Origin of the sequence: Arthrobacter sp. R-11 (assembly GCF_049913155.1) — a bacterium.
Taxonomy (GTDB): Bacteria; Actinomycetota; Actinomycetes; order Actinomycetales; family Micrococcaceae; genus Arthrobacter.
Genome location: NZ_CP183979.1, coordinates 4,311,370 through 4,325,088 on the forward strand (window position 1 = coordinate 4,311,370; position 13,719 = coordinate 4,325,088).

Annotated in this window: 12 protein-coding genes; 7 read left to right on the forward strand and 5 right to left on the reverse strand. The window is 67.5% G+C overall.

Annotated elements, in window-relative coordinates; genetic code table 11:
* Positions 1-7: 7 nt before the first annotated feature.
* Genes ACN9M4_RS19700 through ACN9M4_RS19710 form a run of 3 tightly spaced genes read right to left on the reverse strand, consistent with a single transcriptional unit; the run spans position 8 to position 3,698 of the window.
* The gene (locus tag ACN9M4_RS19700; RefSeq protein ID WP_426300937.1) at positions 8-643 is read right to left on the reverse strand and encodes a bifunctional 4-hydroxy-2-oxoglutarate aldolase/2-dehydro-3-deoxy-phosphogluconate aldolase; all 636 of its coding nucleotides are present in this window, start codon (positions 641-643) and stop codon (positions 8-10) included.
* Entirely contained in the window at positions 640-2,331 is a 1,692-nt protein-coding gene (locus ACN9M4_RS19705; protein ID WP_426300939.1) for an N-acyl-D-amino-acid deacylase family protein, read from the reverse strand. Before ACN9M4_RS19705 ends, ACN9M4_RS19700 begins: the two co-directional genes overlap by 4 nt.
* A 26-nt stretch (positions 2,332-2,357) precedes the next feature.
* The gene (locus ACN9M4_RS19710) at positions 2,358-3,698 is read right to left on the reverse strand and encodes an amino acid deaminase (protein ID WP_426303554.1); all 1,341 of its coding nucleotides are present in this window, start codon (positions 3,696-3,698) and stop codon (positions 2,358-2,360) included.
* 163 nt (positions 3,699-3,861) lie between these two features.
* Here ACN9M4_RS19710 and ACN9M4_RS19715 point away from each other — a divergent pair, with 163 nt between their 5' ends.
* The 5 genes from ACN9M4_RS19715 to ACN9M4_RS19735 all read left to right on the forward strand — a co-directional run bounded on the left by ACN9M4_RS19715 (position 3,862) and on the right by ACN9M4_RS19735 (position 7,476).
* Positions 3,862-4,923 (forward strand): sugar kinase, encoded by a 1,062-nt coding sequence (locus ACN9M4_RS19715; RefSeq protein ID WP_426300941.1) that lies wholly within the window; start codon positions 3,862-3,864, stop codon positions 4,921-4,923.
* The gene (locus ACN9M4_RS19720; RefSeq protein ID WP_426300943.1) at positions 4,920-5,681 is read left to right on the forward strand and encodes an IclR family transcriptional regulator; all 762 of its coding nucleotides are present in this window, start codon (positions 4,920-4,922) and stop codon (positions 5,679-5,681) included. Before ACN9M4_RS19715 ends, ACN9M4_RS19720 begins: the two co-directional genes overlap by 4 nt.
* Complete coding sequence (locus ACN9M4_RS19725) at positions 5,678-6,082, forward strand: RidA family protein (protein ID WP_115788903.1); 405 nt, start codon at positions 5,678-5,680, stop codon at positions 6,080-6,082. The genes ACN9M4_RS19720 and ACN9M4_RS19725 overlap by 4 nt, the downstream gene beginning before the upstream one ends.
* A 101-nt stretch (positions 6,083-6,183) precedes the next feature.
* The gene (locus tag ACN9M4_RS19730; protein WP_426300945.1) at positions 6,184-7,038 is read left to right on the forward strand and encodes an aminoglycoside phosphotransferase family protein; all 855 of its coding nucleotides are present in this window, start codon (positions 6,184-6,186) and stop codon (positions 7,036-7,038) included.
* A gap of 39 nt (positions 7,039-7,077) precedes the next feature.
* Complete coding sequence (locus tag ACN9M4_RS19735; protein ID WP_426300947.1) at positions 7,078-7,476, forward strand: VOC family protein; 399 nt, start codon at positions 7,078-7,080, stop codon at positions 7,474-7,476.
* A 74-nt stretch (positions 7,477-7,550) separates the two neighbouring features.
* On the opposite strand, the gene ACN9M4_RS19740 is transcribed toward ACN9M4_RS19735, so the two are convergent.
* Positions 7,551-9,932, reverse strand: a complete 2,382-nt coding sequence (locus tag ACN9M4_RS19740) for an FdhF/YdeP family oxidoreductase (protein ID WP_426300949.1) — start codon at positions 9,930-9,932, stop codon at positions 7,551-7,553.
* Positions 9,933-10,371: 439 nt separating this feature from the next.
* Between ACN9M4_RS19740 and ACN9M4_RS19745 the strand changes: the two genes are divergently transcribed.
* A complete protein-coding gene (locus ACN9M4_RS19745; RefSeq protein ID WP_426300951.1) occupies positions 10,372-11,520 on the forward strand; it encodes a GGDEF domain-containing protein in 1,149 nt (382 codons plus the stop codon).
* A gap of 24 nt (positions 11,521-11,544) precedes the next feature.
* Here ACN9M4_RS19745 and ACN9M4_RS19750 read toward each other — a convergent pair whose 3' ends face one another.
* Positions 11,545-12,624 carry a LacI family DNA-binding transcriptional regulator gene (locus ACN9M4_RS19750; RefSeq protein ID WP_426300953.1) on the reverse strand — a complete coding sequence of 360 codons (1,080 nt, stop codon included), beginning with the start codon at positions 12,622-12,624 and terminating at the stop codon, positions 11,545-11,547.
* A gap of 164 nt (positions 12,625-12,788) precedes the next feature.
* Here ACN9M4_RS19750 and ACN9M4_RS19755 point away from each other — a divergent pair, with 164 nt between their 5' ends.
* Positions 12,789-13,652 carry an ABC transporter substrate-binding protein gene (locus ACN9M4_RS19755; protein ID WP_426300955.1) on the forward strand — a complete coding sequence of 288 codons (864 nt, stop codon included), beginning with the start codon at positions 12,789-12,791 and terminating at the stop codon, positions 13,650-13,652.
* Positions 13,653-13,719 lie beyond the last annotated feature (67 nt).

The following is a 13,719-nucleotide window of genomic DNA, read 5'->3' on the forward strand; positions in this document are numbered from 1 at the left end:
TGGGTTCCTACTTGAGGGCGCCGGTGAACGCGGCGGCCTTGGCGGAAATGTCTGCCCAGTCGCCGGCGGCGACGGCGGCGGGGGGCACAACGCTGGTTCCGCAGCAGACCGCGGCGGCTCCGGCGTCGAGGTAGCCCTTGGCATTGGAGGCGTCGATGCCGCCCGAAGGCAGGAGCTTGATGCCCGGGTACGGGCCCTGGAGGTCCTTCAGGTACACCGGTCCGAGCTGGCGTGCCGGGAAGATCTTCACGGCTGCGGATCCGAGATCCAGGGCCTGGGCCACCTCGGTGGGTGTCATGGCGCCGAGGCTGAACGGGATGCCGGCCTTGACGGCCACCTCGGCCACCTCCGGGCGCAGGCCCGGGGTGACCAGGAACTTCGCGCCAGCGTCGATCGCGGCCTTGGCCTGGTCCGCGGTGAGGACCGTGCCGATGCCGACGGCGGCGCCGTGCTCCGATGCGGTGTCCGCGGCGCGGCGCACATGGGTAAGGGCGTCCGGCGTCGTGAAGGTCAGCTCCACGCTGCGGATGCCGCCGGAGGCCAGGGCGCGGCAGAGCTCGGCGGCGTCGGGGATGCCGGAAGCCCGGACGACGGCGAGGGTGCGGTCGGCCTCGAGCTGCTGGATGAATTCTTCGGGAGTCATGCTTGGGTGCCTTCTTTTCGGGCTGTTCGCGTGCGGCCGTCGGGGCTGCGGCGCAGGGCACGGCCGGCCCGCGCGCCGGTGGGCTGCCCGCCGTCGATCGCTGCGGTGCCGTTGACGAACACATAATGGATGCCGGCTGCTGCCTGGCGGGGGTTTTCAAAGGTGGCGGTGTCGCGGACGGTCTCCGGGTCGAACAGGACCAGGTCCGCGGCGTAGCCTTCGCGGACCAGGCCGCGGCGGTCGAGCTTGAGCCGCGCGGCCGGCCGCCCGCTGAGGTGGTGGACGGTTTCCTCCAGGCTCATCAGGCCCAGCTCCCGGCTGTAGTGGCCGAGGTAGCGCGGGAAGGTGCCCCACGCCCGGGGATGCGGCTTGCCGCCCACCAGCAGTCCGTCGCTGCCGCCGGTGTGCGTGCGGTGCACCATGATGGCGCGGACGTTTTCCTCGTGGCCCACGTGCTGCAGGATGCCGGTGCCGAGCCGGTCGTCGAGCAGGATCTGGGTGAAGACCTCGAACGGTTCGCGGCCTTCGTCCGCCGCGATCTGGGCGATGGTGCGGCCGACGTACCCGGCGAGCGCATGGTTCTGGACGCCACTGATTTCCAGGGTGTCCCATTCGGCCACCACGCCGTGGCAGCCGTCCGAGCCGTAGATCTCCACGGCCTCGCGGATCCTCGCCTTGCTCTCCGGGTCGCGGAGGCGGCTGAGGGTGGCGTCCGTGCCGCCGGCGGAGGCCCAGCTGGGCAGGATCGCCGAGAGCGTGGTGGCGCCGGGCAGGTACGGGTACGTGTCCAGGGTGATGTCGACGCCGGCGTCCAGGGCTTCGTCGATGAGGGCCAGCAGTTCGCCTGCGCGGCCCTTGTTCTCGGCGAAGTTCATGGTGGCGTGGGACAGGTGCAGGGCGCAGCCGGTGGCGCGGCTCAGGCCGATCATCTCGGCGTAGGCGGCAAGGGCTCCCTTGCCGTAGGAGCGGTGGTGCGGGGCGTAGAAGCCGTCCAGCTCGCCGACCACGCTGCACAGCGCCCCGAGTTCCTCGGTGGTGGCGTACATGCCGGGCGTGTAGGTCAGGCCGGAGGACATCCCGACGGCGCCCTCCGCCATCGCGGTCCGGACCACCTCGCGCATCTGCTCCAGCTGCTCCGGGGTCGCCTCGCCTTCGTCGAAGCCCATGACGAGCGCCCGCACGGTGCCCTGCGGCACGAGGTAGGCGGCGTTCGTGGCGATCCGGCCGCCGTCGTTCTCAACGCGGTCTTCGTCAACGCGGTCTTCGTCAACGCGGTCCAGGCGGTCCAGGTACTCCCCCACGGTGCGCCAGTCCCAGTCGAAGTCCTCCGGGTTGTCGTTCCAGCCGGCGATCTTTTGGCGGATGCCGGCCAGGGTGGCATCGTCCACCGGCGCGTAGGAGAGGCCGTCCTGGCCCAGGAGTTCGGTGGTGACGCCCTGGCTGAGCTTGGCGTAGTGCTCCGGGTTGACCAGCAGCTGCAGGTCCGAGTGGGCGTGCATGTCGATGAAACCCGGGCTGAGGACCAGTCCCGTGGCGTCGATGGTGCGTTCCGCGCCGGTCCCGGCGGCGGTGAGGCTGCCGGCGTCGGCGATCTCTGCGATCACGGTGCCGTCCACCAGGACGTCCGCGTTCCGGCGGGCCTCGCCCGTGCCGTCGATGAGGACGGCGTTGCTGATGAGTGTCTTCATCCTGTTCTCCATAAGGTCATGCGCTCCTAGAAGAAGGTATGGATGAGGTCGACGACGGTCTGGTCACCATCCGTATCGGCCAGCACCGGGATCAGAGTCCACTTGTCGAAGGCCGTGCACGGGTGGGAGAGGCCCAGCCGCACCACGTCGCCCAAACGGACCGTGGTGGTGGCGGGATCGAAGCTCAGGAAGGAGTGCTGGTCGTTGACCGCGGTGATCTCGGCACCTTCCAGCGGGCTCATGGGGCCGCCGAGCGCAGGCCCGATCAGCTGCGGGCGCGGCAGGCCCTCGTCCACCGGCAGGTCGCGTTTGCCGGCGTCGAGCAGGGCCAGGCCGGGCTCCGGCTGGGATACCACGCGGGCCCAGCCGTGCATGGCGGAGCTGAAAGGCTTGCCGCCGTGCCGGGAGAACGGCGAGATCACGCGGTAGAAGCCGTCGTCGTGGATGATGTAGGCGCCGCTGCGGATAAGCAGCTCGACCCTTTTGCCCTTACCATTCCCGGCGCCGTCGCCTTCCGTGATGCAGGGCGAGAGGACGTCGACGACGTCGTCGAAGTAGGCGCTGCCGCCGGCGGTGACGATCAGCTCGTCGGAGCCGTACAGCCCGTCCGCGAGCAGCCGTTCGTGCAGCCGGAGCATCTGCCCGAGGTAGCCGCGCACGGCAGCCAGGGCGTCGGCGTCGGCGGTGTGGGCCAGCGACCCCTCGTAGCCGCTGACCCCCACCAGGCGGACATGCGGCGAGACCGCCGCGGCCCGGGCCACTTCAAGGGCGGCCTCGATGCCGCGGGCGCCGGTGCGTCCGCCGTGGGCGCCGAGCTCCACGAGGACGTCCAGCACGGCGCGGCTTCCGGCGGCTTCGAGGGTGCTGCCGATCAGCTCAACGGTGGCCACCGAATCCACCCAGGACACGATGGTTTGCTCCGGTCCCACGACCGAGGCGACCCATTCGATGGCGTGCGGATCGGTGAGGCTGTTCGCCAGCTGGAGCCGGCGCACGCCGAATTCGCGGGCCACCCGGAGCTGGGCGTAGTTGGCCAGGGTGATGCCCCAGGCGCCGCGTTCGAGCTGTTCGGCCCAGAGCTGCGGGGCCATGGTGGTCTTGCCGTGCGGGGCGAGCCGGACGCCCTGTTCGGCGCACCAGGCGGCCAGGCGGTCGGCGTTGCTTTCCAGCGCGCGGGCGTCGAGCGTGAGCAGCGGTGTCTGCAGCTCCGCCAGCGTGTGGCGCGCATGGACGAAGTCGCCGGCAGTCGTTCCGTTTGCGGCGGCGGGCACGGCCTTGTGCCGCCAGCTCAGCGGAACCGAAGAAAGCCGCGCGACGGCGTCGGCGGCGATGGAGGAGGCTGTTGATCCGGCTTCGGAGGCGGACATGTTCACCAATCTGTTCCTTTCACGGGGCCGGTCGGTTGTCCGGCCCCAAGGATCTGCGTTGCGTATTTTGCAACGCTGGTTGCAAAGCTGTTGCAGATATGTCTAACATGGTCCCGGATTGGGCGTCAAGGCCTTCGGTATACCTGGAGTTAGGGGAGCTTTCGTGTCAACAGCTGTCTGCATAGGCGAAACCATGGCCATGCTGACCCCCGTGAACGGGGTTCCGCTGGACCGGGCCGAGGAGCTGCACTGCAGCATCGGCGGAGCCGAATCGAACGTCGCCATGGGCCTGGCAGCGATGGGCCTCGACGCGCACTGGGTGGGCCGCGTGGGCCACGACGGCTTCGGCACCCGGATCATCGAAGACCTCAGGGACCACGGCGTGGGCGTCACCGGCGTCGAAGTGGATTCCAGCCTGCCCACCGGGCTGTACGTGAAGGTTCCCGCCCAGGAATCGGATCCCGACGCCGGCAGTTCGGTCCTGTACTACCGGCACGGTTCCGCCGCCTCCGCCATGGCCCCGTCCACCCTGGCGAACCCGGCCGTCGCGGCGCTGATCGAGAAAGCCGGGCTCATCCACCTCAGCGGCATCACCGCCGCCCTTTCCGCCGATTGCCGCGCCCTCCTCGAGCTCCTCCTCAAGGCCCCGCGCGACGGCCGGCTCATCACCTTCGACGTCAACTGGCGCCCCGCCCTCTGGGCCGGGCAGGACAAGTCCGTGCTGCAGAAACTGGCCAACCTCGCGGACATCGTGCTGGTGGGCAAAGACGAAGCCGAACACGCCTTCGGCACCACGGACGAAAGCGAGCTCCGCGCGCTCATGCCGGATCCCGCCGTCGTCGTCATCAAGAACGAAGCCATCAGCGCCATCGCGCTGCACCGGGACGGCCGCCGCGACGAAGTGCCGGCACTCTCCGTGGAGGTGGTGGAACCGGTGGGCGCGGGGGACTCCTTCGCCGCCGGATACCTCAGCGGCGTGCTGTTCGGGCTCAGCCAGAAGGCGAGCCTGCGCCGCGGTCACGTCGCCGCGGCCTGCACCCTGACGGTGCACGGAGACCGCGGCCCGCTTCCCGAGGCCGATGAACTCGCAGCGATCCTGGACTGCGGCGATGAACAATGGGCCGGAATCCGGGTCACCACCGGGCACTTCGAGGTGCCGGCAGCGTCCCCGGGCACAGCGTCCCCGGGCACAGCGTCCCCGACCGAAGGGAGCGTGGCCCCGTGAGCCAGAGCCTGCTGCGCGCGATCGAGCTGCTGAACGAGCTCGCAGCGAAACCTGCAACCTTGGACGAACTCGCCAAGAGCGCCGCAGTGCACAAGACCACGGTGATGCGCCTCCTGCACGCCATGGAGGAGAAGCGCATGGTAGTGCGCGACGACGAGCAGCGTTTCCGGCTCGGCTCCAAGCTGTTCGAGCTGTCCTCCCTGGCCCTGGAGCAGCGGGACATCCGCGAGGTGGCCCGCCCGCACCTGGCCGAGCTGAATGCCCGCACCGGGCACACCGTGCACCTGGCGGCCTTCGAGGGCAAGGACGTCGTCTACATCGACAAGTTCGAGTCCCATCATCCCGTGCGGATGTATTCGCGGATCGGCCTGACGGCATCGCTGCACTCGGCCGCCGTCGCGAAGGTCCTGCTGGCGGACCTGCCGCGCGCCCGGCAGGAGAAGATCGCCGCCGGACTGGACTACGTCAAGGTCACCGAGAACACCCTGACCTCCCCCGAGGCACTGCTGGCCGAGCTGGACGTGGTCAGGAAGCAGGGCTGGGCCCATGACAACGCCGAGCACGAAGCGTTCGTGCACTGCATCGCGGCCCCCATCCGCGATGCGAGCGGCACCGTGGTGGCCGCGGCATCCTGCTCCGTGCCGATCGTCATGCTCGACTACGAGGGCCTGATGGGCCTGCTCCCCGAACTGACCGAAACCACAGCAGCCATTTCACAAGATCTCGGCTGGACCCCAACCGAAAGGAACGCAGTATGAGCGCCAAGACCATCGTGCGCACCGACAACGCCCCCGCCCCGGCCCACACCTTCTCCCAGGGTGTGAAGAAGGGCGGCATCTTCCAGGTGTCGGGCCAGGGCCCCATGGACCCGGCCACCAACCAGTACATCGGCGACGGCGACGTCCGCGTCCAGACCCGCCGCACCCTGGAGAACGTCAAGGCCATCCTCGAAGCCGGCGGCTCCTCGGTTGAAGACGTCATCATGTTCCGCGTCTACCTCACCACCCGCGACGACTTCGCCGCCATGAACGAGGTCTACGGCGAGTTCATCAACGAGAACGTCCCCAGCGGCCAGCTCCCCAGCCGCACCACGGTCTTCGTCGACCTGCCGCACGAGGTAATGCTCGTCGAGATCGACGCCCTGGCTGTCACGGCCTAGTTTTCGCCTTAACGCCCGACGCCGGCACGCACCTTTGGTGGACGTGCCGGCGTCGGGCTTTTGCGCCGGTGCTACCGGGAGGGGCGTGGCATGCTGGGACCATGCCGCAGGGGATCACGGAGGAGCAACACTCGCTGCTGAGCCAATGGCTCGGACCGTACTCCATCCTCAAGGACCACTCCTGGCCGCTGCAGGACACCACCGTCCTGCACGTTTCGTCAGCGGACGGCAGCTTCATCGTCAAGGCCAGCACCACCAGCCACCACATCCGCCGGGAAATCGCCGCCCACAGCCTTGGGATGCCCGGACCGAAGGGGAGTTTTCCCACACTTCGGCATGCTTCCGCGGACGCCGGCATCCTCGTCACGGAATTCCTCCCGGGCGCACCTGTGGAGGGCACGCCGGCCGAAGACGATCCGGGGACATACCACCAGGCCGGAGTCCTGCTGGCCCGGTTGCACCGTCCGGTCACGGTCTCAACGGAGTACGCGAAGAAGCTCAGTTACACCACCACACTCTTGATGAAGAAGGGCCGCGGCCTGCTGGATGCGGGCACCCTCGAGCACCTCGGCAAGCGCCTCGCGGCGCTCTCCCCCAGGCCGGTGCAGCTGGTCACCACGCACGGCGACTACCAGCCCAGGAACTGGCTGCAGGAGAACAGCCGCATCAAAGTAATCGACTTTGGCCGCGCAGATACCCGCCCCTGGGTCCACGACCTCGTCAGGCTCTCCCATCAGCAGTTCCTGGGCCGGCCGGCCCTGGCCGATGCCTTCATGGCCGGGCTGAAAAACCGCATCGAGGAATCAGAAAGCGATATCTGGCAGCTTGAGAACCTGAACCAGGCCATGGGAACGGTGGTGTGGGGCCACGGCATCGGAGACTACGCCTTCAGTCAGGCCGGCGTGGAAATGGTCCAGCGAATACTTGCCGGCCTTCCCGTCGACACCACCCCGTAGGATCGGTACACACAACCGGAACCCAGCAAGGAGATGCCCATGCAGGCCAGGATCCATGTGACCAGCGTCTTTGTCGACGACCAAGCCAAGGCCCTGGAGTTCTACACCGACAAGCTGGGATTCGTACCCAAGGAAGACGTGCCGGTCGGGGACTACCGGTGGCTGACCGTGGTCGGCGCAGGCGAACCCGAGGGCACCCAGCTCCTGCTCGAGCCGGACCAGCACCCCGCGGCGAAGGCCTACAAGCAGGCGCTCAAGGCAGACGGCATCCCGGCCGCGTCCTTCGCCGTTGACGACGTCGAGGCCGCCCACCAGGAACTCGAAGCGAAGGGCGTCGCCTTCACGCAGCAACCGACCCCCATGGGCCCCGTGGTAACCGCCGTCCTCGACGACACCTGCGGGAACCTCATCCAGCTCGTGAGCCGGCCCGCGGCTTAGCAGCACGGGTTAACAGCCCGACGGCGGCACCGCACCTTGACCGGCAAGGCCGGGTGCCGCCGTCGGGCTTTGGATCAGGCGCTGCGCGTGATGGTGACCTTCAGGTGCTTCATGATCGGCTGGTCGCTCTGCGTGCTGTAGTCGCCGATCGCGCAGAGGACATTCATCTCAGGCATGTAGCCGGCCGCGCAGCTGCGCGGAATGTCGTACGGGACCGCGAGGTAGCCCTCCAACGAGCGCACGGATCCATCCTTCGCCGTGCTCACGATGTCCACGGGGTCGAGTTCCTTGATGCCCCGGTCCGCCATGTCCTGGGCGTTCATGAAGACCAGGGTGCGCAGGTTCTTGATCCCGCGGTAACGGTCGTTGTCCGAGTAGATCGTGGTGTTCCACTGGTCGTGCGAACGCATGGTTCCCAGGGCGATGGTTCCCGAAGCGGGGATGACGTCCGGCAGCGGCGCGGCGGAGAAGCCGGCTTTTCCGGAAGGCGTACCGAACACGAGTTCCCGGGCGGGCTGCTTGAGCCGGAAACCGAGCGGAAGCCGGACGCGGCGGTTGAAGTCCTCGAAGCCATCCAGCACCTTGGACATGGTGTCCCGGATGCGGTCGTAGTCCCCCACGTACCAGTCCCAGGGCGTCTTGCTCCCCGGCAAGGCGGCCTTGGCGATGCCGGCGATGATGGCCGGTTCGGAGCGCAGCTGCGGGGATGCCGGGCGTTTCATGCCGACCGAAAGATGGACCATGCTCATGGAGTCCTCCACCGAGGTGCTCTGGAGCCCCTTGGCCTGTTGGTCCTTCTCGGTGCGGCCGAGGCACGGCAGGATCAGGGCCTGGCGCCCGTGGACGAGGTGGCTGCGGTTGAGTTTGGTACTCACGTGGACCGTCAGCTCGCAGTTGCGGAGCCCGGCCTGGGTGTACGGGGTGTCCGGGGCCGCGAGGGCGAAGTTTCCGCCCATGCCTACGAAGACCTTCACGTCCCCGCGGTGCATCGCTTCGATGGTCCTCACCGTGTCCAGGCCGTGCCCGCGCGGGGATTCGATGCCGCATACTTCGTCCAGCCGGGCCAGGAACTGCTCGGCGGGCCGGTGGTCGATGCCGCAGGTCCGGTTGCCTTGGACGTTGCTGTGTCCGCGCACGGGCGAGGGTCCGGCGCCTTCGCGGCCCAGATTGCCGCGCAGCAGCAGGACGTTGACGATTTCCCGGATAGTGTCCACGCCATGCTCGTGCTGGGTGATGCCCAAGCACCAGCTGATGATGCTGCGGTCGGCGTTGCGGTAGACGCGGGCGGCCTTGAGGACGTCGGCCCGGGACAGCCCGGACTGCCGCTCAATGTCATCCCACGGGGTGGCCTCGCACACGGCACGGTATTCCTCGAAACCGGCGGTGTGCCGTTCGATGAACTCCTTGTCCAGCGCCTTGGCGTCGGTGGCGGACATTTCCAGGATCGCCTTGGCCATGCCGCGCATCAGTGCCATGTCGCCGCCAATGCGCGGCTGCAGGTTCAGGGTGCTGGTCTTCGTGGAGCGGAAGACGGCCATGTCCAGCACGTCATGCGGAACGATCGTGCGGCTCGCGGCGGCTTCGACCAGGGGGTTGATGTGCACGATCTGCGCCCCGCGGCGGTGTGCTTCCGCCAGTGCGGTCAGCATCCTGGGCGCGTTCGAGGCCGCGTTCACGCCCATGATGAACAGGGCATCGGTGGCTTCCCAGTCCGCCAGGTCCACCGTCCCCTTGCCCGTGCCGAGGGCCGCCTTGAGCGCGCGGCCGCTGGCTTCGTGGCACATGTTGGAACAGTCCGGCAGGTTGTTGGTGCCCAGTTCCCGCGCGAGGAGCTGGTAGAGGAACGTCGCCTCGTTGCCCAGCCGCCCGGAGGTATAGAACGAAGCCTGGTTAGGATCGTCCAGTTCCCGCAAGGAGCGGCCGATCAACTCGAAGGCGTCGTCCCAGGTGATCGGCACGTAGTGGTCCGTGGCCGCGTCGTAGGCCATCGGCTCGGTCAGCCGGCCCTTGTTCTCCAGCTCGAATTCGCTCCATCCGGACAGTTCCTCCACCGAATGCTCCGCGAAGAACTCACGGCCCACCCGTTTGTGGGTCATTTCCCAGGTGACGTGTTTGATGCCGTTTTCGCAGATGTCCAGGTGCAGGCCCTTGGTGTCGTCCGGCCAGGCACAGCCCGGGCAGTCGAAGCCCTTGCCCTCATGGTTCATGCGGAAAATGGCCCGGGGGCCGTCCAGCAGGGTGCGTTCACGGAGCAGGATCCGTCCCACGCTCATTGCGGCTCCCCAACCGGCCGCAGGGTGGTGGTACGGACCGCTGAACCCGGGCTTCCCCTTGGCCGCCTCCCCACCGCCATCCCGCGCAGTAGCTTCCAAACCGTCCAGTTGCTGCTTGTTGTCGAAGGCGTCCAAGCTGTTCCACCCACCCACGGTCGGGGCGTGCGGGGCACACGCCGTCATTTTGGAGCCTAGACCCGGCAGGCGTGACAGGACCAGCCCCAAAGGCCACCCGCAGGGCCGCGGGCTTACAGGCAGGACCCCGGAAATGGCGGCGCAATCACGGCTTTGCACAAGGTTCGACGGCGGCACCGCGCCTTTGCAAGCAGTGGCGGGTGCCGCCGTCGAACGTTCCGGGGGGGCCGACGACGGCTGGGGGGAGAGCCCCGGGCCCCGGGCCCCGTGGAGCTCTCACGTCGCCGACCCCGCCTCAAAAAACCGTGGTCCAAGGCCTTGGGAGGAAATCTTCTGCTACATCTATTCAACGCCTTGGCGGCCCGATTGACTCCCGCGCACGGTGCCTTCATTTCGCTGCGGCGGTTCGGGGCATCCCGTTGCTTCATCTTGACTCCAGTTGGCCGCCGTAATGCCCTAAGCTTGAGCCTCGGCAAGGGGGTAGGGCATGGAACTCGATACGTTAAGCCTGAGGGTGGCTCTCGGGGTTGTAACAGTGATCCTGTGTTTGTTGTTCTTCGCGTCGTTCCGCCAGACGCGGTCACAGTACAGCGGCTGGTGGTGCATTTCGCTTGTGGCCTTCCTGGCGGGGAACCTGGCGTTCCTTCTGACCGGAACTCCGCACCAGGTCTGGGCCGACCCGCTCGGCAACGCCTTCGTGGTCGGCGGGGCATTCAGCGTCTGGGCCGGCGCCCGCTCGTTGAGGCTGCTGCCCACCCCGCTATGGCAGATCATCGCGGCCCCCGTGGTCACGGCCGTGGCTTCGGTGCTGGAGCATCCGGAGTCCAACGAATGGTCCGGCGGCCTCGTGTACCTGGGCCTGATGGCCGTTGGCATGGGCCTGGCAACACGCGAGCTTGTGCTGCTGGAACCCCGCAGCTCTTACGTCAACCGCTCGCTGGCCGTCGGCTCAGGCGTCCTGGCAGCCTTCTACCTTTGCCGCTGGCCCGTCTACCTCATGGAAGGACCTGATGGGCCGTTCTTCCGGAGCTACTTCAGCCCCGCGGTCACCAGCCTGCTCACCATCGGCCTCCTGGTTACGGTGTCCTTCAGCATGACGGCGCTGAGCAACGCCCAGCTGATCAACGGCCTCAACGAGCGCGCCAACCGGGACAGCCTCACGGGCGTCCTCAACCGCAGGGCCTTCATGGAACTGGCTGCCCGCGAAGTGCAGCGCATGGACTCGAGCGGAACAGCCTCCACGTTGATCATGGCGGACCTGGACAATTTCAAGGCACTCAACGACAAGTACGGCCACGCAGCGGGTGACGCCGCGATCCAGGCGTTCGCCTCCGCCGCCGTGGCATCGATCCGCTCCACCGACCTCGTGGGCCGGTACGGTGGCGAAGAATTCCTCATCCTGCTCCCGGGAGCCGAACAGGAAACCGGGGAGGTTATCGCTGCCGTGATCAGCCGGGCCTTGGCCAACTCGCCGGCGCCCCCCGGCGTCGTGTTCCCAACCGTGAGTTACGGCGTCGCGGCAAGCGCAATCGCCGACGCCAACCTTCCGCGGATGGTCGAGGCCGCCGACGCCGCGCTCTACAAGGCCAAGGCCCTCGGCAGGAACAAGGTGGTCTTCGCGAGCCGGCAGCCGTAGCGGCGCCATCGTCCACGGATCCGGTCAGCTGTAGGCCTTGACGGTCCTCGGCGCACCTACCGAGCCCCGTTTGATCAGCCGGGCGGCCAGGTCCGGCGCCGCAGTCGGCTTCCGCCCCTCGATCTGACGGATCAGGGCGCTGGCCGCGGCCACGCCCATGTCGTACACAGGCTGCGCGATGACCGTCAGGGGTGGGGTTGTGAGCCTCGTCCAGGCGAAATCGTCGTACATCAGGAACGAGACGTCTCCCGGGATGGATAGTCCGAGTTCCTGGATCGCTTCGATGACGCTGAGGGCGATGAGGCCGTCGGAAGCCACGACGGCGGTGGCCGGCTCAGGCATGAGGAGAACGTCGCGCGTGATGCTCCGGATGGACGCGGCGTCGCCAGCGTTCAGGCGCACCAGATCAGCGGAGAGCGCCAGCCCTTCCTCGCTCAGTGCCCGGCCCATCCCGTCCAGGCGCTCGGCGATCTGCGAGGAATCCAGGAGCATGCCTCCGGCGAAGGGGGCGTCCGTCTTCAGGGTGGAGATGAAGGCGATCCGGCGATGTCCTTCTGAGAGCAGGTAGCGCGTGGATTCGTAGGCGATCTCCGTCATGTCCACGGCCACCGCCTGGGCAGCGAGCCCGCCGGCCGCGCGGTCCAGCAGGACCAGGGGGCGGGCGGCTTCCTGCACCCGCTGCAGGTGGCCGGTCTTCAGCGAGGACGCTGGAGCCACGATCAAGCCGTCCACGCGCTTGTCCAGAAGCACCTGGACGGCGTCCACCTCGGCAGAGACGTCCTCGTCCGTGTTGATCAGGATGACGTTGAAACCGGCCTTTTTTGCCGTGTCGGTAATGCCGCGGGTGGCGAGGCCGAAGTGCGGGTTTTCGATGTCACCCACCACCACGCCGATGGTGTTCGACTTGCCCGTGTTCATGCTGCGCGCAAGTTCGTTGGGCCGGTACGCGAGTTCCTCGGCGGCAGCCAGCACGCGCTCCCGGACGTCGTCGCTCACGGCGCCGTAATTGCCCAGGGCGCGCGCGGCCTGGGCTTTGGAAACCTGCGCGGCTTTGGCGACGTCGGCGACTGTGACGTCGCGCCGCCGCGGATTGTTGCTGCTCATATTGGCCTTCCGGAAGGGCCTTGACGGCCACTGTGGCTTAGGTTACATTTCTAATCAACCCCGATGTGAGTCCGGTCTCAATCCTAGCCGGTGAGACCGGACTCAACAAGGACTCACCTACCAAAGGCCAAAGGCGCCTCCTGCTCCCACGATTGGAAAATGCTGTGACCAAACGACTGAACTTCCGCCCGGGGGTGATCGTTGCGGCAGCCGTTGCAACACTCCTGGCACTCTCCGGCTGCGGCGGATCGACCCCCGCGACCACCTCGACGGCGGGCAACTCTTACGGACTCATCCAGCCCGGCACCATCCGGGTTGCAAGCCTGGGCGACGCCAAGCCGTACACTTTCGCCGACGCCCAGGGCAACTTCACCGGATTCGACGTCGAACTGTTCAAGGATGTGGCCCACCGCGCAGGCGTGGACAACGTCGTCTTCACCGGACAGGACTTCTCCGGCCTGCTGGCGGCGGTGGCGAACGGCCAGTTCGATGTCGGCGTGGCCGCCATCGGCATCACGGACAAGCGCAAGGAAACAGTTGACTTCTCCGACGGCTACCTGGCCGGCTACCTGACCGTCATCACCACCAAGACCTCGGGCATCAAGGATGCAAACGGCCTGGCCGGCAAGCGTCTGGGCGTGGTCCAGGGAACCCTCCAGGAAGCCTATGCGGTGAAGAACTTCACCTCGGCGAACCTGGTGCGCTTCCCGGACAACAACACCGCGATTGCCGCGCTGAACAACGGCTCCGTGGACGCCCACTTCCTGGACTACGAGGCGGCCAAGTCCTACGAGAAACAGCACGGCCTGGTCAGCGCGGCGGACATCCCGTCCTTCGACGCTCCTGCCGGATTCGCCATGGCGAAGGGCAAGACCGCGCTCAAGGAGGCCCTCAACAAGGGCCTGGCCGAAGCGATGGAGGACGGCACCTGGAAGAAGCTGTACCAGAAGTGGTTCCCCGGTTCTCCGATGCCCGAGCAGTACCTGCCCAAGGCCGAGCAAACGGCTACTCCCGCCCCGAGCAAGTAGGCGGGCAGGCCGGCTAGGCCGGCCGCCATATGTCCGGGCGGACCGCCCCGTGCGGTCCGCCCGGGAT